This is a genomic window from Pseudomonas sp. MYb2 (assembly GCF_002979955.1).
Lineage (GTDB): Bacteria > Pseudomonadota > Gammaproteobacteria > Pseudomonadales > Pseudomonadaceae > Aquipseudomonas.
Genome location: NZ_PCQC01000006.1, coordinates 243,318 through 265,118, shown reverse-complemented (window position 1 = coordinate 265,118; position 21,801 = coordinate 243,318). Strand labels below are relative to the sequence as shown.

At 60.7% G+C, this 21,801-nt stretch carries 18 protein-coding genes; 13 read left to right on the top strand and 5 right to left on the bottom strand.

The annotated features are described in order from the left end of the window. Positions 1 to 5 precede the first annotated feature (5 nt). The 3 genes from CQ009_RS12520 to CQ009_RS12510 all read right to left on the bottom strand — a co-directional run bounded on the left by CQ009_RS12520 (position 6) and on the right by CQ009_RS12510 (position 3,721). Positions 6 to 1,355 carry an amidohydrolase family protein gene (locus tag CQ009_RS12520; RefSeq protein ID WP_105706519.1) on the bottom strand — a complete coding sequence of 450 codons (1,350 nt, stop codon included), beginning with the start codon at positions 1,353 to 1,355 and terminating at the stop codon, positions 6 to 8. A gap of 186 nt (positions 1,356 to 1,541) precedes the next feature. Next, complete coding sequence (locus CQ009_RS12515) at positions 1,542 to 2,699, bottom strand: S9 family peptidase (protein ID WP_105706517.1); 1,158 nt, start codon at positions 2,697 to 2,699, stop codon at positions 1,542 to 1,544. Between the two features lie 59 nt (positions 2,700 to 2,758). Next, positions 2,759 to 3,721: a LysR family transcriptional regulator gene (locus CQ009_RS12510; RefSeq protein ID WP_105706515.1), complete on the bottom strand. Its 963-nt coding sequence runs from the start codon at positions 3,719 to 3,721 to the stop codon at positions 2,759 to 2,761. A 257-nt stretch (positions 3,722 to 3,978) separates the two neighbouring features. On the opposite strand from CQ009_RS12510, the gene CQ009_RS12505 reads away from it, so the two are divergent. From CQ009_RS12505 to CQ009_RS12445, 13 genes are all read left to right on the top strand, one after another. Next, complete coding sequence (locus CQ009_RS12505; protein WP_105706513.1) at positions 3,979 to 4,920, top strand: VOC family protein; 942 nt, start codon at positions 3,979 to 3,981, stop codon at positions 4,918 to 4,920. Between the two features lie 13 nt (positions 4,921 to 4,933). After that, positions 4,934 to 5,296 carry a Rieske (2Fe-2S) protein gene (locus CQ009_RS12500; RefSeq protein ID WP_105706511.1) on the top strand — a complete coding sequence of 121 codons (363 nt, stop codon included), beginning with the start codon at positions 4,934 to 4,936 and terminating at the stop codon, positions 5,294 to 5,296. 134 nt (positions 5,297 to 5,430) lie between these two features. Next, positions 5,431 to 6,567 carry an FAD-dependent oxidoreductase gene (locus CQ009_RS12495; RefSeq protein WP_105706509.1) on the top strand — a complete coding sequence of 379 codons (1,137 nt, stop codon included), beginning with the start codon at positions 5,431 to 5,433 and terminating at the stop codon, positions 6,565 to 6,567. A gap of 57 nt (positions 6,568 to 6,624) precedes the next feature. Beyond that, a complete protein-coding gene (locus tag CQ009_RS12490) occupies positions 6,625 to 8,322 on the top strand; it encodes a DUF1302 domain-containing protein (protein WP_105706505.1) in 1,698 nt (565 codons plus the stop codon). Positions 8,323 to 8,334: 12 nt separating this feature from the next. Then, positions 8,335 to 9,723: a DUF1329 domain-containing protein gene (locus tag CQ009_RS12485; protein ID WP_105706503.1), complete on the top strand. Its 1,389-nt coding sequence runs from the start codon at positions 8,335 to 8,337 to the stop codon at positions 9,721 to 9,723. Positions 9,724 to 9,783: 60 nt separating this feature from the next. Continuing rightward, complete coding sequence (locus tag CQ009_RS12480; RefSeq protein WP_105706499.1) at positions 9,784 to 10,887, top strand: YCF48-related protein; 1,104 nt, start codon at positions 9,784 to 9,786, stop codon at positions 10,885 to 10,887. Positions 10,888 to 10,891: 4 nt separating this feature from the next. Next, positions 10,892 to 13,366 (top strand): RND family transporter, encoded by a 2,475-nt coding sequence (locus CQ009_RS12475; RefSeq protein WP_105706496.1) that lies wholly within the window; start codon positions 10,892 to 10,894, stop codon positions 13,364 to 13,366. Continuing rightward, positions 13,356 to 14,603 (top strand): MFS transporter, encoded by a 1,248-nt coding sequence (locus CQ009_RS12470; protein WP_064390115.1) that lies wholly within the window; start codon positions 13,356 to 13,358, stop codon positions 14,601 to 14,603. Before CQ009_RS12475 ends, CQ009_RS12470 begins: the two co-directional genes overlap by 11 nt. Before the next feature lie 13 nt (positions 14,604 to 14,616). Next, positions 14,617 to 15,198, top strand: a complete 582-nt coding sequence (locus CQ009_RS12465; protein ID WP_064390114.1) for a cupin domain-containing protein — start codon at positions 14,617 to 14,619, stop codon at positions 15,196 to 15,198. Beyond that, positions 15,195 to 16,178, top strand: coding sequence for a fumarylacetoacetate hydrolase family protein (locus tag CQ009_RS12460; protein ID WP_064390113.1), 984 nt, complete (start codon positions 15,195 to 15,197; stop codon positions 16,176 to 16,178). Before CQ009_RS12465 ends, CQ009_RS12460 begins: the two co-directional genes overlap by 4 nt. Before the next feature lie 9 nt (positions 16,179 to 16,187). Then, entirely contained in the window at positions 16,188 to 17,189 is a 1,002-nt protein-coding gene (locus tag CQ009_RS12455) for an NAD-dependent epimerase/dehydratase family protein (protein WP_064390112.1), read from the top strand. Further along, the gene (locus tag CQ009_RS12450; RefSeq protein WP_064390111.1) at positions 17,167 to 17,961 is read left to right on the top strand and encodes a cyclase family protein; all 795 of its coding nucleotides are present in this window, start codon (positions 17,167 to 17,169) and stop codon (positions 17,959 to 17,961) included. Before CQ009_RS12455 ends, CQ009_RS12450 begins: the two co-directional genes overlap by 23 nt. Positions 17,962 to 17,999: 38 nt before the next feature. After that, positions 18,000 to 19,631, top strand: coding sequence for an arylsulfatase (locus tag CQ009_RS12445; protein ID WP_105706492.1), 1,632 nt, complete (start codon positions 18,000 to 18,002; stop codon positions 19,629 to 19,631). A gap of 59 nt (positions 19,632 to 19,690) precedes the next feature. On the opposite strand, the gene CQ009_RS12440 is transcribed toward CQ009_RS12445, so the two are convergent. Then, positions 19,691 to 20,764: an aromatic ring-hydroxylating dioxygenase subunit alpha gene (locus CQ009_RS12440; protein WP_105706489.1), complete on the bottom strand. Its 1,074-nt coding sequence runs from the start codon at positions 20,762 to 20,764 to the stop codon at positions 19,691 to 19,693. Between the two features lie 36 nt (positions 20,765 to 20,800). Continuing rightward, on the bottom strand, positions 20,801 to 21,754 hold the full coding sequence (locus tag CQ009_RS12435; RefSeq protein WP_105706485.1) for a PDR/VanB family oxidoreductase: 954 nt from the start codon (positions 21,752 to 21,754) through the stop codon (positions 20,801 to 20,803). Positions 21,755 to 21,801: the final 47 nt, after the last annotated feature.

Below are 21,801 nucleotides of genomic sequence, written 5' to 3'. Positions count from 1 at the left end.
TGTCCTCATACGGCCCACTTACCCAGTTGGGCCACGCGGTCGCGGGTGTAAAGATCGGTCCATTTCAGCGAGTTGAAATCGGACACTTGCTTGGGGTTGTAGGGGCTGCGATCCATGCGTACCGGTTGGCCGGCCTTGTACACCGCTTTGAGGCGCGAACGATCCTGAAGGATGCGGATGTCATCCAGCGGTGAACCGTCGAGCACGAGGAAGTCTGCCTGCTTGCCCACTTGCAGGGTGCCGAGGGTTTCACCGCGCGGCATGCAGCGCGCGCCAACAGCGGTCGCGGCGTATAACGCTTCGGCAGGGGTGAATCCAAGCCGAGTCACCAGCAACTCCAGTTCACGAGCATGCCACTCTCCGTAAGGCGTCACCGCGAAGCCGCTGTCACTGCCGCAGGCAAAGGGTACGCCGGCCGCTTTGGCGCGTTTGAGGACCGCCGAGCCGACCTCCAGTGTGCGAGCACAATAACCGGCATAACCGGTGCTGATCGCCGGGTCATGGGGCTGGCAGAAATCCACGGTGTTCTGCGGGAACGTCATGGTCGGGGCAAGGATGCTGCCGGCCTCAAGCAGCGCTTCGATGCAGGCGTCGTCCATGTAAAAGGCATGAAAGACCAGATCAACGCCCGCGCGCGCCGCGTACATCACAGCTTCGCGTCCGTACGCATGGGTGGCGACCTTGCAGCCCAGACGATGCGCTTCCTCGACCATTTCGAAGGTTTCGTCGGCAGTGAAGGCCGCAATGATTTCGCCGTTGGGGCGGCGGTGCGTGCCGTCCATGGCGATCTTGATCAGGTCGACGCCGTCCTTGGCCTGCTTGCGGATCTCCGCGAGCGCATCGCTACGGCTGGTGACCAACTGCGCGGTGAAGTATTCCGGGGCGCCCACCCGACTCGGGAACCAGTCATTGAGACTCTGCCGATTGGTGATGACGCGGCTGCTGGCTGCGATCCTCGGCCCTTCAAATAAACCTGCGGTCACCGCATTGCGCACCGCAATGCTGAGTTGGCCGCTGTCGCCGGGGCAGACCATGCTGGTGACGCCGGCAGCCAGCACGTGTTGCGCGAAGAACATCCCGCGCAACGCGCGAAATTCGTCGCTGGTCCACAGATCAATATCTTCCTCGCTCTGCGCGTTACCAAAGGCCAGATGTGTGTGCACATCCACCAGCCCCGGCATGACGAAATCATCACCGGCGTCCAACTGGGTATCGCCTGGCTTGGGAGCAGGTGCCAACGCGGTGGGCCCGACGTAACTGAGCAGGCCGTTTTCGACGATCAATGTCTGTTGTTGGCGGGTTTGCAGTCCGGTGCCGTCAAACAGGGTCTGGCATTTCAGGTGCAGGGCAGTCATGGCGTCTTCGCTATGTGATTGTTATGCAAAGAGAGGCTAGAGAGCAGGCGAGGGGGCCACCAGCAGATTGCATCGATGGCTGCGCATTGATCGCGTCAATAGCTGCGCCGGGCTGAAGCCATCAACTAAAACGCCGGACAATCGCGAGATTGTCCGGCGTTTTTCATGGCGTGTTTTTTCAGTGGATCAAGCGGTACGGCCGCCCAAGGTTTCGGCGATCCAGTCGGCAATGTAATGCCCGGCATTGATGCTGTTGTCGAAGCTCGAATGCTGCACACCACCTTCACGTTCGGTGAAGATTTTCAGTTCACATTTAGGGCTGTTGACCAGTTGCTCGTAGGTGCGATGCGCCCACTTCAACGGAATCTGCGAATCCTGCTCACCATGGGTCACGAGGAAGGGCACTTTGATGCGGTCGAGCACGCCGTCGAGGTGGACGTTTTCGGCGATGGTCATGAACTCTTCGACGTCCTTGGCGCCCCACACCCAGCAGACATGCGCCCAGTAGTGCGGCACCGGGAAGCTGCCTTCTTTTTCCAGTCGACGCTTTTGCACATCACGCCAGTCATGGTTGGCGCCCCATACGACGCCGCAGGCGAAGCGTGGTTCGAAGGCAACCGCGCGCGGGCAGTAATAACCGCCCAACGAGACACCTTCCAGACCGATACGTTTGGCATCAACGTCGCTTCGGGTTTCCAGCCAATCCACCACGCGACTGGCCCAATGTTCACTGTCGAATCGTGCAGTCAGGCCATGCAGGCGCAGCGCTTCGCCGGTGCCGGGCTGGTCGATGATCAGCGAAGAGATACCGCGTTTCGCCAGCCAGGCTGGCAGGCCCACGCGGTATTTCATTTCTTTGGTCGAGTCCAGACCGTTGACCTGTACCAGTATCGGCGCCGGCCCCTCGACGCCTTCGGCGCGCACGAGCAAGCCGGAAAGATGTTTGCCCTCGTAAGGGATTTCCACCCGTTCGCAGTTTTCCCGCGACAGTTCGATGCCGCGCTTGAAGGTCTGCAGAAAACGCTGATACAGCTCGATACGCCCCGGTGCGCCGTGGGCTTGCAGGCGCTCGCAGGTCAAATAATAGGTGGCGGCGCGGTTGTATTTTTCGCCAGCCGAGAGCATCCGGCCGTTGCCTTCGTCTTCTTCGGCCAGACCGCAGAGCTTGTCGGCCATTTTCGCCCAGGTTTCGCGAAAGGCACGGGTGCCGGCCGCGTCCGGCTGCTTGGCCGCCTCTTGCAGCGGGGCGCACATCTCTTCGATTTCACCCATGCGGGCGCCCATTTCAATGGCCAGGTCGACAGAGAGATTCCAAACGTAGTTGGTCGGGAAATAGCGAAACATGATTATTGTTGTCCTTATGGTTGCCTTGGCATTCCCAAGGCACGTTAAGGATCACCCGACTAATTGGCCAATCGTGACGGCGGATACGAGGTATCGCGAGATACGATGGGCACGTGTTGCAGATGCTGGATGGATTCGCTGATGCGCTCGCGCAGCCAGCGGTGCATCGGGTCGCCGTCAACGCTGCGGTGCCACAGCATGTACTCGCGCATGACCGGAATCTTCACCGGCGGCGGCAGGATGCGCAGCGGTAGATAGTGCGCGTAGAGGTTCGCCAGGCGCTGGTGCATCGTGGCGATGCGCTGCGTGCCGACAATCAATTGCGGCAGGGTATTGAAGTCGTTCGTGATCACTTCAATGCGCCGATTGAAACCGTATTGATTCATGAACCATTCTTCGATGCTCATGTGTCGGGTACGGCCAAAGCCCACCGAGACATGGCCCATCTCCATGTACTCCTCAAGAGTAAGGCTGTCGCCGACATGCGTATTGCCTTGCCACACCACGCACACGTGTTCTTCCTCGAACAGCAGGCGCGAAGGGTGGCCGTCAATGATGTAGCGCTCGGGAACGATCATCAGGTCGACCTCGCCACGCATCAGCAACTCGCCGGAATTGTCGCTGGGGCCAAGCATTTCGAAAGTGATGTTGGGCGCTTCCTGATGAATGTTCTGGATCACTTGGGCGAACAGCACGCTGATCAGATAGTCCGAGGTCACCAAGCGAAAATGACGCTTGCTGGTGGCCGGGTCGAACACCGGTTTGGCGGTGATTGATGACTGGATCGTCAGCAGGACTTCACGCACCGGTTTGGCCAGTTCCGTGGCATAGGGCGTGGGCTGCATCTTGCGTCCCACCTGCACCAGCAACTCATCCTCAAAGTAGGTGCGCAAACGCGCGAGCACACCGCTGGTGGCGGATTGGGTCATGTGCAGGCGTTCGGCAGCGCGGGTGATGTTCTGCTCTTCGAGCAACACATCGAGCGCGACCAGCAGGTTCAGATCCAGATGGTTGAAACGCATGGGCAGGTCCGTTTTTGTATTTATTTTCGCAATACATTCGAACGAATCCATCGACACGTCAACCTTCGTCGCAGGTATCGCGTTTGCCGATAGGTCGCATCCCGACTCGCGATTAGTCAGCTGTCAGCCCTTGCGCCAATCTTCGCCGCAGTCGGCCCTGCTGCCGACACCACCACCGGTTTCCAGTCAGGCCCGGCGCGCTGCAAGGCGTCCATGGCGGCAGTCACCGGATCATAATTTCAATGGAGTGGTAAGCCATGAACATCATTGGCCTTGATGCCCTGATTTTTGGCGTCGATGACATTCAAGCCTGCACCGATTGCCTGCGCGACTACGGCCTTGCGCCGGTCGGCGTTGACAGCAACGGCGGGCGTTTCGAAGCGCTGGATGGCACCGCGGTGATTATCCGTCGAGCCGACGATCCTGATTTGCCGGCGGCGATCGGTCCGGCGCCGTCGATTCGCGAGACGGTCTACGGGGTCGCTGCGATCAGCGATCTGGATGCCATCGAAGATGAGCTGGCCCGTGACCGCACCGTCCGTCGTGATCAACACGGCGTGCTGCACAGCGTTGACGACATGGGTTTCGCCATCTCGTTTCAAGTCAGCGTACGCAAGCCGTACAGCGCACCGGATGACCTGACCAACGCCGCCGGCCATGCGCCACAGCGGCCGCTTAACCAGCCGGGTATTACCCTCGATATGGGCGCTGTTCCGCGCACTTTGTCGCACGTGGTGTATTTCGTACCCGATGCGGCGAAAGCTGAAGCTTTTTACGCCGAGCGGCTGGGTTTTCGCACCACCGACACCTTCATTGGCGCCGGGCCGTTCATGCGTCCGGCAGGCTCTGACGATCACCATTGCCTGTTCATGATCCAGACCCCACCGCACATGAAAGGCTGCGAACACTTCACCTTCCACATGGGCAGTGGCACCGAAGTGCTGCTGGCCGGGACGCGATTCGAGCAAAAGGGCTGGACCAGTTTCTGGGGCCCGGGCCGTCACCTGTTTGGCTCCAACTGGTTCTGGTATTTCAACAGTCCGTTGGGTTGCCACATCGAATACGACGCCGACATGGACAAGCACGATGACGCCTGGGAGGCCCGTCGCGCGCCGCTGTCGGCGGATAACTCGCAGCTGTTCCTGTTCAGCGCGAAAGAAAAATGGGCCCCGGGCGGTCCGCCGCCAAAACTCGGATGAGGCCGCGCTGATCATGAGCGGTATCGCGCAGCCATTGTGTCGGCTGGACGAACTGGAGGAGGGCCGGGCGCGCGGATTCGATCCGTTGGCGCAGGGCCGCGACAGCGTGTTCGCCCTGCGTCACGACAATCAGGTGCGGGTCTATCGCAACCGTTGTCCGCATCTGGACGTGCGCCTGGAGTATCGCAAGGACAAGTTCTTGTCTGCCGATGGCCAACTGATCGTCTGCTATGCCCACGGCGCGCAATTTCTGCCGGCGACGGGCGAGTGCATCTACGGCCCGTGCCTGGGCCAGAGACTGGAGGCGCTGCCGTTCAGCGAGAAGGATGGCTGGCTGCTGTTACAAATGCCTGAAGAGTTGCCGCAGCCGGGATAAATCGAGGTATCGCGTACGGCGATACATCGCATCCTTACTCGCGATTAGTCAAATCCCTGCTTTGCCGGGAAGCTTCATCCAACGATGCCGTGCCCGACGCAGCATCGATCACAAGAATAAAAAGAGAGAACACCATGAGTGCAGTGAACAACGTTCTGATCGTGGGCGGTGGTATCGGCGGCTTGTGTGCGGCCATCGCCTTGCGGCGTAAAGGTATCGAGGTCGACCTGATCGAGCTCAAGTCCGAATGGACAGTCTATGGCGTCGGGATTATTCAGCAGAGCAACGTCGTCCGTGAGATGGCCAAGCTGGGCGTTCTTGATGGTTATCTGGACGCCGCTTATGCCTTCGAAGACGTCGCCATCTACGGCCCGGGCGGGCAACAACTGGCGCGCATTCCGGGTCAGCGACTGGCCGGCCCGCAGTATCCCGCCAACGTCGGCATTTCTCGCTTGGCGCTGCATAAAGTTCTCAGCGAAACCGCTCTGCAACTCGGCGCCAACGTGCGTTTGGGCCTGAGTGTGGAAGCGCTGGACGACAACGGCACAGAGGTCGACGTGTTGTTTACCGACGGCAATCGCGGCCACTACGACCTGGTGGTCGGCGCCGATGGTCTGTTCTCTAAAGTGCGCAGCCTGGTCTTCGGCGATACCTACACCCCGCGTTTCACTGGTCAGTCGGTGTGGCGCTATAACTTTCCCCGCGCGCCACAGATTGACCATCTTGCCAACTATCAAAGCGCTGACGGCAACGCCGGGCTGGTACCGCTGGCCGGCGACTTGATGTACCTGTTTCTGACGTCCCACGAGCCCTCCAATCCGTGGATGGATCCTGCCGATCTCGCCGCGCAGATGCGCCAGCGCCTGCAAGGCTTTACCGGGCTGATCGGCGAACTGCGCGAGCAAATCACCGACAACAGCCAGGTCGTCTACAAGCCGATGGAAGTGGTGTTCGTCGATGAGCCGTGGCATCGCGGACGCGTCCTGCTGATTGGCGATGCGGCCCACGCCACCACGCCGCACCTCGGTCAGGGCGCCGGCATGGCCATCGAAGACGCGATTGTGCTCAGCGAAGAACTCACTCACGAGCAGTCCGCCTCCAGCAGCGTCGAGCAGCAGTTGCAGCGCTTCATGGCGCGGCGCTTCGAACGTTGCAAATACATCAGCGAAAGCTCGGTGCTGGCCGGTGACAAGGAGATGCAGCACGACCGCGCCTTCGATCGCATTGGCCTGGTCAAGCAAATGCTCGCGCGCACCGCCGAGCCGATCTAAGTCCCACCTGCGCCTCATCCACAGCAGTTACCACTATAAAAACAAGAGGTTAACGCGATGGTTAGTTCTACGACTGCGGCGCTCGCGCGTCGCTCGGTCTGCTCGTCTGCACCCTTTGGTTTGAGCGTTGCTGCGCTGCTGGTGCTGTGCAGCCAGGCCGCTCACGCTTTCGACATTGATACCGGCAACCCGGATTTCAAGTTGCGCTGGGACAACACGGTCAAGTACAGCGCTGCCTGGCGCACGCAGAACCCGAGCAGCAAGTTGACCGAGGGTCAGGTGGCGCTCAATCAGGACGATGGCGATCGTGCGTTCAAAAAAGGCCTGATCTCCAATCGCACCGACATTCTCTCGGAACTGGATCTGTCGTTTCAGGACTTCGGCGCGCGTTTGAGTGGTGCAGCGTGGTACGACAGCGAGTACCAGGGCAACAACGACAATAACGATCCGTCCCGCGCCAACGCACGTTCGGTCGGCTACGACGAGTTCACCGACGACACCCGTCATTTGCACGGTGGTGACGGCGAAATCCTCGACGCCTTCGTTTATTGGAACGGTGAAGTGGCCGATCGCGCAACGTCGGTGCGCGCCGGCCGTCATGGCCTGATCTGGGGCGAAAGCCTGTTCTTCGGCGCCAACGGCATTGCCGGTGGCATGGCCCCGGTTGACGTGGTCAAGGCGCAGTCGGTGCCTAACACGCAGTTCAAGGAAATCACCCGTCCGGTCAATCAACTGTCGGGCACCTTCCAACTGACGGACGACGTATCGCTCGGCGCTTATTACCAACTCGAATGGGAAGAAACCCGACTGCCCGCCGCCGGCAGTTATTTCTCCACCAGCGACACCATTGGCGAAGGCAATGAGCGCTTGATCGTCGGTGCGCCGTTTCCGGCATTCCTCGGCGGCAACCCGGCCAGTCCCGCGGCGTTTTTTCACGGTAATGACAAGGAAGCGCGCAGTTCGGGGCAGGGCGGTCTGCAACTGAAATACAGCGCTGAGACCGTCGAGTACGGCCTCTACGCCATTCAGTACCACGACAAGACGCCGAAGCTGTATCTGAAACCGTCGACGGCGGCGCCGAACTTCAGCACCGGCCAGATCGGCGAGTACTACTGGGTTTACCCCGAAGACATTCGCGCGCTGGGCGCGAGTTTTTCCACCACCGTGGACGAGTACAGCTTCGCCGGTGAAGCGTCGATGCGCTGGAACATGCCGCTGGTTTCAAACGGTCAGACCGTGCTGCCCGGCGTCATTGCCGACAATGATGATGACGCGCTCTACGCCGTGGGTCGCACCGCTCACGTCAACTTGAACGTGTTGGCATCGTTTGGCCCCAACTTCATCGCCCGCGAGTCCGGACTGGTTGGCGAAGTGGCGTGGAACCGCCTGCTCAGCGTCACCAAAAATCGCGCCGCGCTGGACCCGAACGCCACCGATGATGGCCTCGGTTTCAAAGTCGTCTACACGCCGACCTACCGCCAGTTCTTCTCCGGCATCGATATCAGCATTCCGGTCGGCGTCAGTTATTTCCCGCTGGGTAAATCCGCGGTGGTCAGCTCGTTCGGCCCGGACAACGGTGGCGACATCAACATCGGCATCACCGCCACTTACCTCGATCGCGTCACGGCCGGCCTGACGTACACGCATTACTACGGCGCCGAGGACACCAACCTCAACGGCCTCAGCCAGTTCAATTACAAGCAATCGCTGAAGGATCGGGATTACCTCGCCTTCTCCGTCAAGACCACGTTTTAAGAGGACTTGCGCATGACTTCTCACCACCACAATCGTCTCCCGCGCCTTACGGCCCTGTGCTTTGCCTTTCTCGGAACGCTGACCGTCCTGAGCCAGGTTGCAACTGCGGCCACCGCAGAAGAGGCGGCCAAACTGTCGAGCAGTCTCACGCCAATGGGTGCCGAGCGCGCAGGCAATGCCGACGGCAGCATTCCGGCCTGGCAGGGCGGTTACACCAAGGTCGACCCGGCGTACAAACCGGGCGGCAAGCGCGGTGATCCGTTTGCGACTGACAAGCCGCTGTTCAGCATCACCTCGAAAAACCTGGCGCAATACGCCGGCAAGCTCAGCGATGGCACCAAGGAAATGTTCAAGCGTTTTCCTGACACCTATCGCATCGACGTCTATCCGACCCGTCGCACGGCCGCCGCACCGCAATGGGTGTATGACAACACCCTGAAAAATGCCACCCGCGCCAAACTCGTCGACAGCAGCGCCGGACCGGTGCCCGAAGGTGCGTTTGGCGGTATTCCATTCCCGATTCCGCATAACGGCGCCGAAGCCATGTGGAACCACATCCTCAACTGGCGCGGCACGTCACTGGCCATGCACTTTCGCCATTACCTGATGACCGCAGACGGCAAACAGGTGATGACCACCGACGGCCAGGCGATCCAGGACATGCCGTATTACTACCAGGACGGCACGCCGGAAAGCTTCGCTGGTGATTACTGGCTGTTCCGTCTGCTTAACGTCGGCCCGCCGTTGCGTGCCGGTGAGCAAATCATGGGGCGCACCAATATCAACGGCGACAAGTCCCAGGCCCACGTCTATCTGACCGGCCAGCGCCGCGTGCGCAAGTTGCCGAATGCCTGCTGCGACACGCCGACGCCGGCAACCGCCGGGGTGATGTCGTTCGATGAGTTGAGCGTGTTCCAGGGGCGCATCGATCGCTTCGACTGGAAGCTGGTCGGCAAGCAAGAAATGTATATCCCCTACAACACCAACAAAGTCCTGACCGCAGGCAAGCCGGAAGACCTGTTTCTGGCCCATCACATGAATCCTGATTACGTGCGCTGGGAATTGCATCGCGTGTGGGTGGTGGACGCCGAACTCGCACCGGGCAAACGTCACCAACTGCCGAAGGGCCGTTACTACCTCGACGAAGACACCTGGCAAGCGATGCTCGGTGATCGTTGGGACGCCAACGGCCAACTCGCCAAAACCTTGTGGTCGCTACCGGCCGTGCTGCCGGATCTGCCAGCGCAGGCGCAGCTGTCTTCGGGTTTCTACGACCTGACCTCCGGCGCCTGGTTTATCCAGAACGTCTACACCGGCCTGCCTGAGCAATACGGCGTGGTCGATCGCTACAAGGCATCGGAATTCTCGCCGGCGGCGATGGCGGGTGCCGGGGTTCGTTGAATCGGGCCGGATCGCCACACGGTGTGGCGATCCGGTTTCACAGGTGGTTTCGAGGTCGGTATGAACAGAATCTGTCAGGTGCTCGGGCGGTTGTTAGCGCTGCTGGCGCTGCCTTGCGTATTACCCGTGAGCCAGGCTCAGGCCGCAGCCGTCGGTGATGTATTGAACACCCCGGCGATGCGCGCGCCGCAGGCCCGGCAAGCGGTCTTGCTTGATCTGGCCCGGGCGGGCGCGCGGTTGGTGGCAGTCGGCGAACGCGGCATCGTCTTGCTCTCCGATGACAACGGTATCAATTGGCGGCAGGCGCAGGTGCCGGTCTCCGTCAGTCTTACGGCGGTGCAGTTTGTCGATACCAACACGGGCTGGGCGGTCGGCCATGCCGGTGCGGTGCTGGTCTCCCACGACGGCGGCGAAAACTGGGCGTTGCAGCTGGACGGCAACCGCGCGGCGCAATTGGAATTGCACGCCGCACGCGAGCAACTGCCGACAGCCACTGACCCGGACGCAGCGGCGGCACGCGTGCAAACCGCCGAACGGATGGTCAGCGAAGGCGCGGACAAACCGTTTCTGAGCCTCAAGTTCACCGATGCGCGTCACGGCCTGATCGTCGGCGCCTACGGCCTCGCCTTTACCACCGAAGACGGCGGCGTGAGCTGGCAGTCGCTGATGGGCCATATCGACAATCCGATGGGGGCGCATCTGTATGCCATCGCGCAACAAGGCGAGCGTTGGTTCATCGCTGGCGAGCAAGGCTATGTGGCGCGTTCCGAGGACGGCGGACAATCTTTCGTTGCGCTCGACAGCCCTTACAGCGGCAGTTTCTTCGCCCTGCAAGTACGCGATGACGGCGCGCTGCTGGCGGCAGGATTGAAAGGCAACGCGTTCATTTCCACCGACGGCGGCGACAGCTTTTTGCCCGCGCCCGTACCGATGCCCGTGTCCTTCAGTGAAGCGATCCGCACCGCTGACGGCCAGCTGTTGGTGGTCAATCAGGCGGGCGCGATGTTTCGCACCACGGGCGACGCACCCACCCTGCAGCCTTTCGGCAAACCGCTGGGCAAACCGATTGCCAGCGTCGTGCAGGCCGCCGATGGCAGCCTGGTGCTGGCCGGTTTTACCGGGTTGACGCGCCTGGCGTCGCCCACCGCTACAGCTTCGGAGTGAGGTTATGAAACCATTCGACAACGCCACGGCCAGCCTGGCGAGTTTCGACCCGCGCTCCGGCTCGGTCGTGGAACGCACTTTGTTCAACCACCGGTTGTGGGTGCTGCTGGTGTGCCTGGTGACCACGCTTTTCTTGGGCTATCAGGCCACGCGCGTCGAGCTGAACGCCAGTTTCGAAAAGATGATTCCCACGCAACAACCCTACATCGCCAATTATCTGCAACATCAAAAGCAACTCAGCGGTCTGGGCAACTCCTTGCGCATTGTCGTCGCCAATCGCCAGGGCGATATCTACGATTCTGACTATCTGAAAACCTTGCAGGCCTTGAGCGACAAGCTTTACCTGCTGCCTGGCGTTGATCGCGCCTACATGAAATCGCTGTGGACGCCGGCAACTCGCTGGGTCGCAGTGACTGAAGACGGACTGGATGGCGGCCCGGTGATCCCGGACGATTACGCTGGCACACCGGCCGGTCTCGAGGCTTTGCGCCGCAACGTGCAGCGCTCCAACGAGCTTGGCCAACTGGTAGCGTTCGATCAAACCTCGAGCATCATTTACGTGCCGTTACTGGCGACGACCGCTGACGGCCAGGCGCTCAATTACTCGGTGCTGTCGGAGCAACTGGAGGCGTTGCGCAGCGAGTACCAGAACGACAGGATCGACATTCACATCACCGGTTTCGCGAAAAAGGTCGGCGACCTGATTGCCGGGCTCAAGCAGATCCTGCTGTTCTTCGCCGTCGCGATCCTGATCACCACCGCCGTGCTGTTCTGGTACACACGCTGCCTGCGCAGCACGTTGCTGGTGGTGTTCTGTTCGCTGGTGGCGGTGGTCTGGCAGTTGGGCCTGTTGCCGTTGCTCGACTATCAACTGGATCCGTATTCGGTGCTGGTGCCGTTTCTGGTGTTCGCCATCGGCATGAGCCACGGCGCGCAGAAAATGAACGGCATCATGCAGGACATCGGTCGCGGCATGCACCGGGTGGTGGCCGCGCGCTTCACCTTTCGACGGCTGTTTCTGGCCGGGCTGACGGCATTGCTCTGCGACGCAGTGGGTTTTGCCGTGCTGATGCTGATCAAGATCCAGGTGATTCAGGATCTGGCCGTGATCGCCAGTATCGGTGTGGCGGTGCTGATTTTCACCAACCTGATTCTGCTGCCGGTGTTGCTGTCCTACGTCGGCGTAACGCCACGTGCGGCGCAATTGAGCCTGAAGAGCGAGCAGAACGATCAGGCCGGCGCGCGGCGTCATGGTTTCTGGCGTTTTCTCGATCTGTTTACCCGACGTCGCTGGGCCAGCCTGTGCATTGCCATCAGCCTGGCGTTGGCGGCATTGGGCTTTGTGGTCAGCCTGCAATTGAAGATCGGTGATCTGGATGCCGGCGCACCGGAGCTGCGGGCCGACTCACGCTACAACCAGGACGATGCGTATCTGACCCGGCATTACGGCGCCAGCAGTGATTTGTTCGCCGTGATGGTGAAGACTCCGGCCGGGCAATGTGCGCGTTACGACATCCTTGCCAAAGTCGATGCGCTGGACTGGCAACTGCGGGCATTGCCGGGGGTGGATTCGACCAACTCGCTGGCCTTGCTCAACCGGCGCATGCTGGTTGGCCTTAGCGAAGGCAGCGCCAAGTGGTACGAGCTGCAGAACAATCAGGCGATGCTCAACATGATCACCGCCAGTGCGCCACGCGGCTTGTACAACGAGGATTGCAGCCTGCTCACGCTGTACGCCTACCTCACCGATCACAAGGCTGAAACGCTGACGCGGCTGGTCGAGCACGTTGAGCAATTCGCCGCCGCCAATAACGACCAGGACGTGCAGTTCCTGCTGGCAGCGGGCAATGCCGGCATCGAAGCGGCGACCAATATCGTGGTCAAACAAGCCAATCGCGAGATGTTGTTCTGGGTCTACGGCGCGGTGATCGTGCTGTGCCTGATCACTTTCCGTTCGTGGCGCGCCACGCTGTGCGCGGTGATTCCACTGATGGTCACCTCGATCCTCTGCGAAGCGTTGATGGTCTGGCTGAACATCGGCGTAAAGGTCGCGACGTTGCCGGTGATCGCGTTGGGTGTTGGCATTGGCGTCGACTATGCGTTGTATGTGATGAGCATCCTGCTTGGTCATCTGCGCCAGGGCGCGAGCCTGTCAGAGGCCTATTACCGCGCGCTGGTGTCCACCGGCAAAGTGGTGATGCTCACCGGCATCACGCTCGCCATTGGCGTGGCCACGTGGATCTTCTCGCCGATCAAATTCCAGGCTGACATGGGCGTGCTGCTGGCGTTCATGTTCGTCTGGAACATGGTCGGCGCGCTGCTGCTGTTGCCAGCGCTGGCGTACTTCCTGCTGCCTGCACGGCACACGAACACCGACGCAGAAATGCCGGCGGAGGCGATCAATCTGAGCCTGCCGTCGCGAGCCGTGGCGGTAGATAGTCATCAATCGCGTCATCGGGAGACCTGTCATGGCCGTTGAGTCTTCATTGGAAAACAGCGGCCGCCGCGCCGGTTGGACGCAATCGTTGCTGTTGCTGCTCGGCAGTTGCCTGCCCGTGCTCGGCGCGGTATTGCTCGCACCGGTATTACCGCGCATGCAGGCCCATTTTGCCGAGGTCGCCGGCAGCACCGTGCTGGTGCCGATCGTGCTGACCTTGCCGGCATTGATGATTGCAGTACTGGCGCCGTTTGCCGGGGTCATCGTCGATCGGCTCGGACGCAAACCGCTGTTGTTGGCGAGCATGGCCCTCTACACGCTTTGCGGTGTGTTACCGCTGTGGCTTGATTCGCTGCAGGCCATCGTCGCCAGCCGCGCCGGGATCGGTCTGGCGGAGGCGGGGATCATGACCTGCTGCACCACGCTGATGGGCGACTACTACAGCGGCGCCCGACGCGAGCGCTTGTTCGCCTTGCAAATGGTCGCGACCTCACTGTCCGCTGCGGTGTTTATCGCGCTGGGTGGTTTTCTCGGTCAGGACGACTGGCGCGCACCGTTTGCGCTGTACGCGGTCGGTCTGGTTTTTCTGCCGCTGATGGCGTGGAAACTCTGGGAACCGCAACCCCGCGTGCAACCGGCGACAACGGCGCCGGTGCCAGCCCCGCGCGCATTTCCATGGCGGGCACTGACGCCCCTGTATGCATTGTCGCTGCTCGCGGGACTGAGCCTGTTCATCGTGCCGGTGCAGGCCGGCTACTTGCTCAACTTGTTGCACGTGGATGCGCCGCAGCAGATCGGCATGACCATGGGCGCCAATCAACTCGGCGTGCTCGTCGGGGCCTTGAGTTTTCGCTTGTTGAGCGGTCTGCGCAGCCAGCATCTGTTGCTGATTGCCTATGGCCTGGCCGGCATCGGCGGCCTGTTGATGGCCGCTGCCGGCAGCCACGCGCAAGTGGTGGTCGCGGTCTTGGTCAACGGTCTGGGCATCGGCCTGATGTTGCCGACGTTGATCACCTGGATCATGGCGCAAGTCGGTTTTGACCAGCGTGGGCGCGCGGCGGGGTGTTTCACCGCGGCGATTTTCGCTGGCGAATTCATCAGCCCGCTGGTGGTACTCGCCATCACATCCGGAGCTTCCACGGCATTGCCGCAAGCACTGGCCATGATCGGTTGGCTGCAACTGGTCGTGGCGCTGTTTTGTCTGTCCGTGCCGAGGCTCGGTGGTCTGTTGAAACGCGCCCATGTCGGCGGTCACGACTCCATCGGCAACGGCCATTGAACGAGGATTTTCCATGCAAGCGCTTCCCCCTTTCAAACGCGTGGTCACCGGGCATGATGCCCACGGCCGCGCCGTCGTCGCCAGTCTCGGCGCAACCGCTAACGTCTTCGCACTGCAAGCGGTGCCAGGCACGGTGTTTCATGAGATATGGAACAGTAGCGGCAGTCCGGCACTGCTGGACAATGCCGATGATCCAACCAGCAAACCTTTACAGCTGAGCCCCGGCCCGCAGGGCAGCGTGATTCGTGTCGTCGACATTCCACCAGACAGCGTGCAGAACCAGGTCAATGATGCCGCTGCTGCGGCCGCATTTGCCGAGATTGGCCAAGCGCATGCCGGCACCGGCCAGGCGAACTCGCGGCACAAACTGATGCACCGCACCGAAACCCTCGATTACGGCATCGTCACCGAAGGCGAAGTCTGGCTGGTGCTCGACGATGAAGAGGTCCACCTCAAGCGTGGCGACGTGGTGGTTCAACGCGGCACCAATCACGCGTGGAGCAACCGCACCGAGGCCATGGCGCGCATGGTGTTTATTCTGCTGGACGGGCGCTTTACCGCTGAACTGCAAGACTGCCCGGGAGAAAAAGCATGAAGCTCGCAACCTTGAAAAACGCTAGCCGTGACGGCCAATTGGTGGTGGTTTCGCGCGACATGTCTCGGGCTATTGACGCCCGTTCGGTAGCGCCGACCTTGCAGCAAGCCATCGAAAACTGGGCTGAAGCCGAACCGCGTTTGCAAGCCCTGGCGCGTGAACTTGAAAACCACGATTGCCGCGAGGCCTTTGCCTTCGACCCCGCGCAGGCGATGGCGCCGCTGCCGCGTGCTTATCAATGGTGCGACGGCTCGGCGTTTCTCAGTCACGGCGCACTGATGCAGAAAGCGTTCAATCTCGACCCGATCGAAGGCGCTGACCGCACGCCGTTGATGTACCAGGGCGCCGGTGATGACTTCATCGGCGCACACGATGACATCCAACTGCCGAGCGAAAGCCAGGGCATCGATTTCGAAGGCGAATTTGTCGTGCTGGTCGATGATGTGCCGATGGGCTGTTCGGCCGAGAGCGCGTTGCAGCACATCAAACTGATCCTGCAGATCAACGATGTCAGCCTGCGTGCGCTGGCACCGCGGGAAATGCGCACCGGGTTCGGTTTCCTGCAAGCCAAACCGTCCTCCAGTTTTGCCCCGCTGGCGATTACCCCGGATGAGCTCGGCGAAGCCTGGCGCGATGGCCGCGTGAATTTGCCCCTGCAAGTGCAGTGGAACGACGAATGGTTTGGCCAGCCGCACGGCGCGCAGATGAACTTTCATTTTGGTGAGCTGATCGCCCACGCGGCCTTAACCCGTCGCTTGCGCGCCGGCACCCTGATCGGTTCCGGCACGGTGTCGAACGTCGAGCGCAATGTCGGCTCGGCGTGCATCGCCGAACGTCGGGCCATTGAGATGATCGAGCACGGCGCACCGGTGACAGGCTTTATGCGTTTCGGTGATCGCGTGCGCATGGACGTCACCGGCAGCGATGGCCAGTCACTGTTTGGTGCGATCGATCAACGCGTCGTCAAGGCCCACGGCTAAGGAACGCCCATGCGTGTACTGATTACCGGAGCCAATGGCTTTGTCGGTCGCGAACTGCTGCGTTGTCTGCTCGCGCGCGGCAGTTTGCGCGGGCAAGTCATTCGCTCGTTGCTGGTGCTCGACACCGATGTGCAAGGACTGCCAGACGATCCGCGCTTGCGTCGACACAGCGGCAGCGTGACGGATGCAGCGTTGATGCGCCGGGTCTTGGCCGATGGCATCGATGTTGTGTTTCACTTGGTCAGCGTCCCCGGCGGAGCGGCGGAGGCGCATTACGAACTGGGTTATCAGGTCAACCTGCTGGCCAGCCTCGAACTGCTCGATCAACTGCGCAACAAGGCGCGACCTCCGGTGTTGGTCTATGCCAGCAGCGTCGCGGTGTACGGCGCGGATCTGCCAGCGAAGATGAACGAGCAGGCTGAACTGCATCCGCAACTGTCGTACGGCACACACAAGGTGATGGTCGAGCGCGCGCTGATCGATCTGGGTCGGCGCGCTGAAGTCGACAGCCGCGCGGTGCGTCTGCCGGGCATTGTCGCGCGCCCACGCGAACCCAACGGCTTGCGCTCGGCCTTTATGAGCGACTTGATGCGTGCCTTTGCCGAGGGCGCTGAGTATTGCTGTCCGGTATCACCGCAAGCAACGGCGTGGTGGATGTCGGCGCGCTGTTGCGTAAACAACCTGATCCACGCCGCTGAACTGGATGACGCCGCCGCGCAACAGCGGGTCTGGCAACTGCCGGTGCTGCATTTGTCCATCGCCCAGGTCATCGATGCACTGGCGGCAACTTACGGCGAGCAACGCCGTGGGCTGATCAGTTTCGCCGCTGACCTTGACCTCGAAACCCTGTTCGGGCGCATGCCGCCCTTGAAAACCCCGCAGGCCCGCGCTGCTGGCTTCAGCCATGACGGCAGCGTCGCCACGCTTATTCGCAACGCCCTCAATCCAGCCCCTTATCGGCCTCTGCCGTTGAACGGAGATACGCCTCATGTCACAGCCCATCCAGCGTAAACGTCGTCTGGTCGACCTTTCGGTGACCCTCGATAACAACCCGTACACAGACCCGCCGCCGCTGTTGCCAAAAATCGATTACATGGACCACCAACAAGGCTGGCCGGAAATGGCCGCGATGTTTCCGGGTCTGCAACTTGAGCAGATGCCCGGCAACGAATCGTGGGCCGCCGAGCGTTTGCAGATCACCACCCACAGCGGCACCCACATGGACGCGCCGTGGCATTACGCCTCGACCACCGATGGCGGCGAGCCGGCGTTTGGCATTGACGAGTTGCCGCTGGACTGGTGCTTGCAGCCGGGGGTCAAACTGGACTTTCGCCATTTGCCCGACGGTCACGTGGTCACGGCAGAAGAGGTTGAAGCGGAACTGGCGCGTATTGAGTACGCGTTGCAGCCGCTGGATATCGTGCTGGTCAACACACGCGCCGGGGCGTTGTTTGGCCAGCCGGGGTATCTCGATGCCGGCATCGGCATGGGGCGCGAAGCGACGATGTATCTGCTGGAACGCGGCGTGCGCGTGGTCGGCACGGATGCCTGGAGCTGGGACGCGCCGTTCAAATACACCCGTGAACGTTTTGCTGCCAGCGGCGATGCCTCGATCATCTGGGAAGGGCATAAGGCCGGGCGCGATATCGGCTACGGGCAGATGGAAAAACTGGCCAACCTCGAATCCCTGCCAGCGAGCGGCTTCACGGTGTCGTGTTTTCCTTACAAGATCCGCCATGCGTCAGCAGGTTTTGTGCGTGCGGTGGCTATTTTCGAAGAGTGAATTCCGGACACTCCTTCAACGACAATAAGAGAAAACCGATGGCTCTATCGCGATTACCGCTGACGGCACTTTTTTGCGCCCTGAGTATGGGCAGCGGCTTGGCTCTGGCGGCCAGCCAACCGAATATTCTGCTGATTGTGGCGGACGATCTCGGATATTCGGATCTGGGCAGCTATGGCGGCGAGATTCACACCCCGAGGCTGGATGAACTGGCGCAACAGGGCGTGCAATTTACCAGCATGTACGCGGCGCCGACCTGTTCCATCACCCGATCGATGTTGCTGTCCGGCACTGACAATCACCTCGTCGGGCTGGGCACCATGGCCGAAGCCTTGCAACCGTTTCAACGAGGCAAAGCAAGCTATGAGGGATACCTGAATGGGAGGGCCTACTCGGTTGCCGAGCTACTTAAAGCGGGCGGATACAACACGCTGATGGTCGGCAAATGGCACTTGGGTCTGGAGGCCGATCAAGGTCCTGACCGGCGCGGTTTTGAGCAGTCGTTCACCTTGCTGGAAGGCGGGGCGACGCACTTCAAGCCCGCCAGCGTTGCACCCACGCCGTTGGAGCAAGTGCATTACCGTGAAAACGGCCAGTCGGTAGAGGTGCCCGACACGTTCTACTCGACAGACTTTTACACCGACAAGCTGATTGGCTATCTGCAAAACAGCCAACGCCAAGGCAAACCGTTTTTTGCCTATGCCGCCTACACGTCACCGCATTGGCCGTTGCAAGCGCCCAAGGAATACCTGGACAAATACCGCGGCCGTTTCGATCAAGGCTACGACACCGTGCGCTCATCGCGCATTGATCGGCTGAAAAAGCTCGGCCTGGTGGACAAAGACTTTCAGCCAGCGCAACCGTTGCCCGTGAACCCACGGCTGCCCGGTTGGCAGCAACTCACGGCTGAGCAGCAGAAAGTCGAAGCGCGGAAAATGGAGATCTACGCGGCGATGGTCGACAACCTCGATCACAACATTGGCCGGGTCATCGACTACCTGCGCCAAAGCGGCCAGTACGACAACACGGTGATCGTGTTCATGTCCGACAACGGCGCAGCGGCGGAAAACCATGCGCAGTTCTATCCACCCGGCGCGAACACCGATAACAGCTTGGCCAATCTGGGCCAGCCGGGCTCGCAGATCGATTATGGTTTGCGCTGGGCGGAGGTCAGTGCCGCGCCTTTCCACTTGTTCAAGGGCACCACGGCCGAAGGCGGAATCAGTGTGCCGGTGATCATTCAACTGCCCAGGACACTGCGTCGTCAGGGTGTGGAAAGAGGCGTAGCGCGGGTGGATGATCTGGCGCCGACGTTCCTTGATCTGGCGGGCATCGCCTTGCCGAGCGAAGCGGACAAACACCCGATTACCGGCCGATCCATCCTGCCAATGCTCGAAGGCAAGGGCAGCCCTCACGACGCTGAGAGTCTGGGCGGAGAGTTGTTCGGCAATGCTTATTATCGTGAGGGCAACCTCAAATTGTTGGGCATGCGCCCGCAAGCGGGGTTCGGCGATCATGCACAGCCGCCGCAATGGCAATTGTTTGATGTTGCGCAGGATCGTGGTGAAACCCATGACCTGGCGGCCGCTCAGCCGCAGACGGTCGAACGGCTCAAAGCCGCGTGGCTCAAGTATGCCGAGCGGGTCGGCGTAGCGTTTGCGCCGCGTTAGCACGGCAGAGGCTTTGAGCACAGTGGACGGCGTTTGCTGCCGCCACTGTTTTGAGGCCTCTAATTCATCGGATTGCGCAGTCGCTCGATGATTCTACGAGCACGATTGGCTCCGACGTCGACATGAATATCAATCATCGGGCGCGTACCGAACCGGCACATGTTCTGGTACTGCGCCTCGATCACCACTTTGTCTTCGTCGAACGTCAATCGCGTCTGATGCAGGACTTTGGCTGTGACGGCCTCGGGATCATGTTCAGGGTTAGTGGCCATGGTCCAGAAATAGTGGCTTGTGGTGTCTGTTTCCGGCGTCACGCCGTGAAAACCGCGCATATGAAAACCGCCTCGATCCGGGTTGTTCAGGTCGTCCGTGCCTGCATCGATCGCGCCGGTCCAGATGCGCAGGTGATTGAAGTGAAATTCGATCTCCTGCCAGCGGTCGATGTTGCCTTTGAACGGGTAGGCCGCGGTGTAGGTCGGCGGCGGAACGGAATCGGGCATGTGGCGAACCACGCGAACCGTCGAGTCATCACCATCCACGTTCATCTGCGCGTTCATGTGAATGCTGGCGTTGCCACCAATGGTGTGCAAATGGACGTAGCCCAGATGACTGAGATCCATGAGGTTGTCATGGATGAGTTGATAGGGCGCGTCGTAGTGATAGACATCACCGTCGAACAGGTATTTGCCGCTGCTGTGCACGTCGTAGACCGGTGGCGCGAATGTCGGCTCTGGATGCTCAGCGCTGCCAAACCAGATCCAGATGATCTGATCCTGCTCCCGGACAGGGTAGGCAGGCACTTTGGCTTTGCTCGGGATCTTGTCCTGGCCCGGAATTTCAATGCATTTACCGCCTTCATTAAATAGCAGACCGTGGTAACCGCAGCGCAAACCGCGTTCCTCCACTGTGCCACCGGACAGCGGCAGTGCGCGATGGCAGCAGCGGTCTTCCAGCGCGGCGATCTGGTTATCTGCCGTGCGGAAAAGCACCACGGGTTTGTTCAGTAACGTGCGGCCAAGGGGCTGGTCTTTCAGCTCCCGGCTCAAGGCTGCGACGTACCATTGATCGAGCGGGAAGCTCGGCACAGTGGCCGGGGCAATTTCATGGGCGAGGGGTTGGGCAGCGGTAGTCATGATGTTCTCCGGCGAGCGGTCGAGGCTCGGTTCAGGTCAAAGATCCAATACCAGTCGGGGCGATTTGGCACGTGAGCAGCACGGGGTGAAACGGTCGTTGGCAGCGTGTTCTGCAGCCGTCATGAACTGGTCACGATGATCGCCAACGCCTTCGAGCAGGCCCGTGACACAGGTGCCGCAGACGCCTTGCTCGCACGATGACTCGATGGCGATCCCGGCCTCATCGAGCACTTCGAAAACAGTGCGATCGGCGGGGATGTAAAAAATCTGCCCTGTGCTCGCCAGTTGAACTTCGAAGGGCAAATCAGCGCTTGCATCGACAGGTGCGGCGGCGAAGAACTCTCTGTGCACGCGATCTTCGGGCCAGCCAGCGATCTGCGCGGTGTCGAGGATGAAATTCATGAAGCCGGCAGGGCCGCACACGTAAAGGTGAGTCGTGGTATCTGGCGCGGCGAGGAGGGCGGTGGCATCGAGTTTCTGTGCGGGCGATCCGCTGTCGTCATGCAAATGCACGTGGCTGGCGAACGGCGCTTGTCGCAGGTATTGGATAAACGCGGCACGCTCGCTGGATCGAAAGCAGTAATGCAGCTCGAAATCCGCGCCTTGATGATGCAGCTCATGAGCCATTGCCAGCATTGGGGTAATGCCAATACCACCGCCAAACAGCAGGTGACGGTTGGCTGAGTCCGCGAGTGGAAAGAGGTTGCGGGGTTCGCTGATGCTGAGTGTCTGTCCTTGGCTGATGGTGTCGTGCATCGCAGCAGAACCACCCCGAGAGGCGGGATCCTTCAGCACACTGATTACGTAGCGATGACGTTCTTTTGAGTCATTGCACAGCGAGTATTGCCGAGTGAGGCCGCCGGCAATGTGGATGTCGATGTGAGCACCGGCATTGAACGGTGGTAACGGCTGATCGTCCGCTGCGCACAGCTCAAAACTGCAAATACCCTCGGCCTCAACGACTTTGCGGGTGACGTTGACTTGAAGCATGACTTCTCCCTCCACATTGAAGTGGCAGCTGAAAAACGTATGGCAAA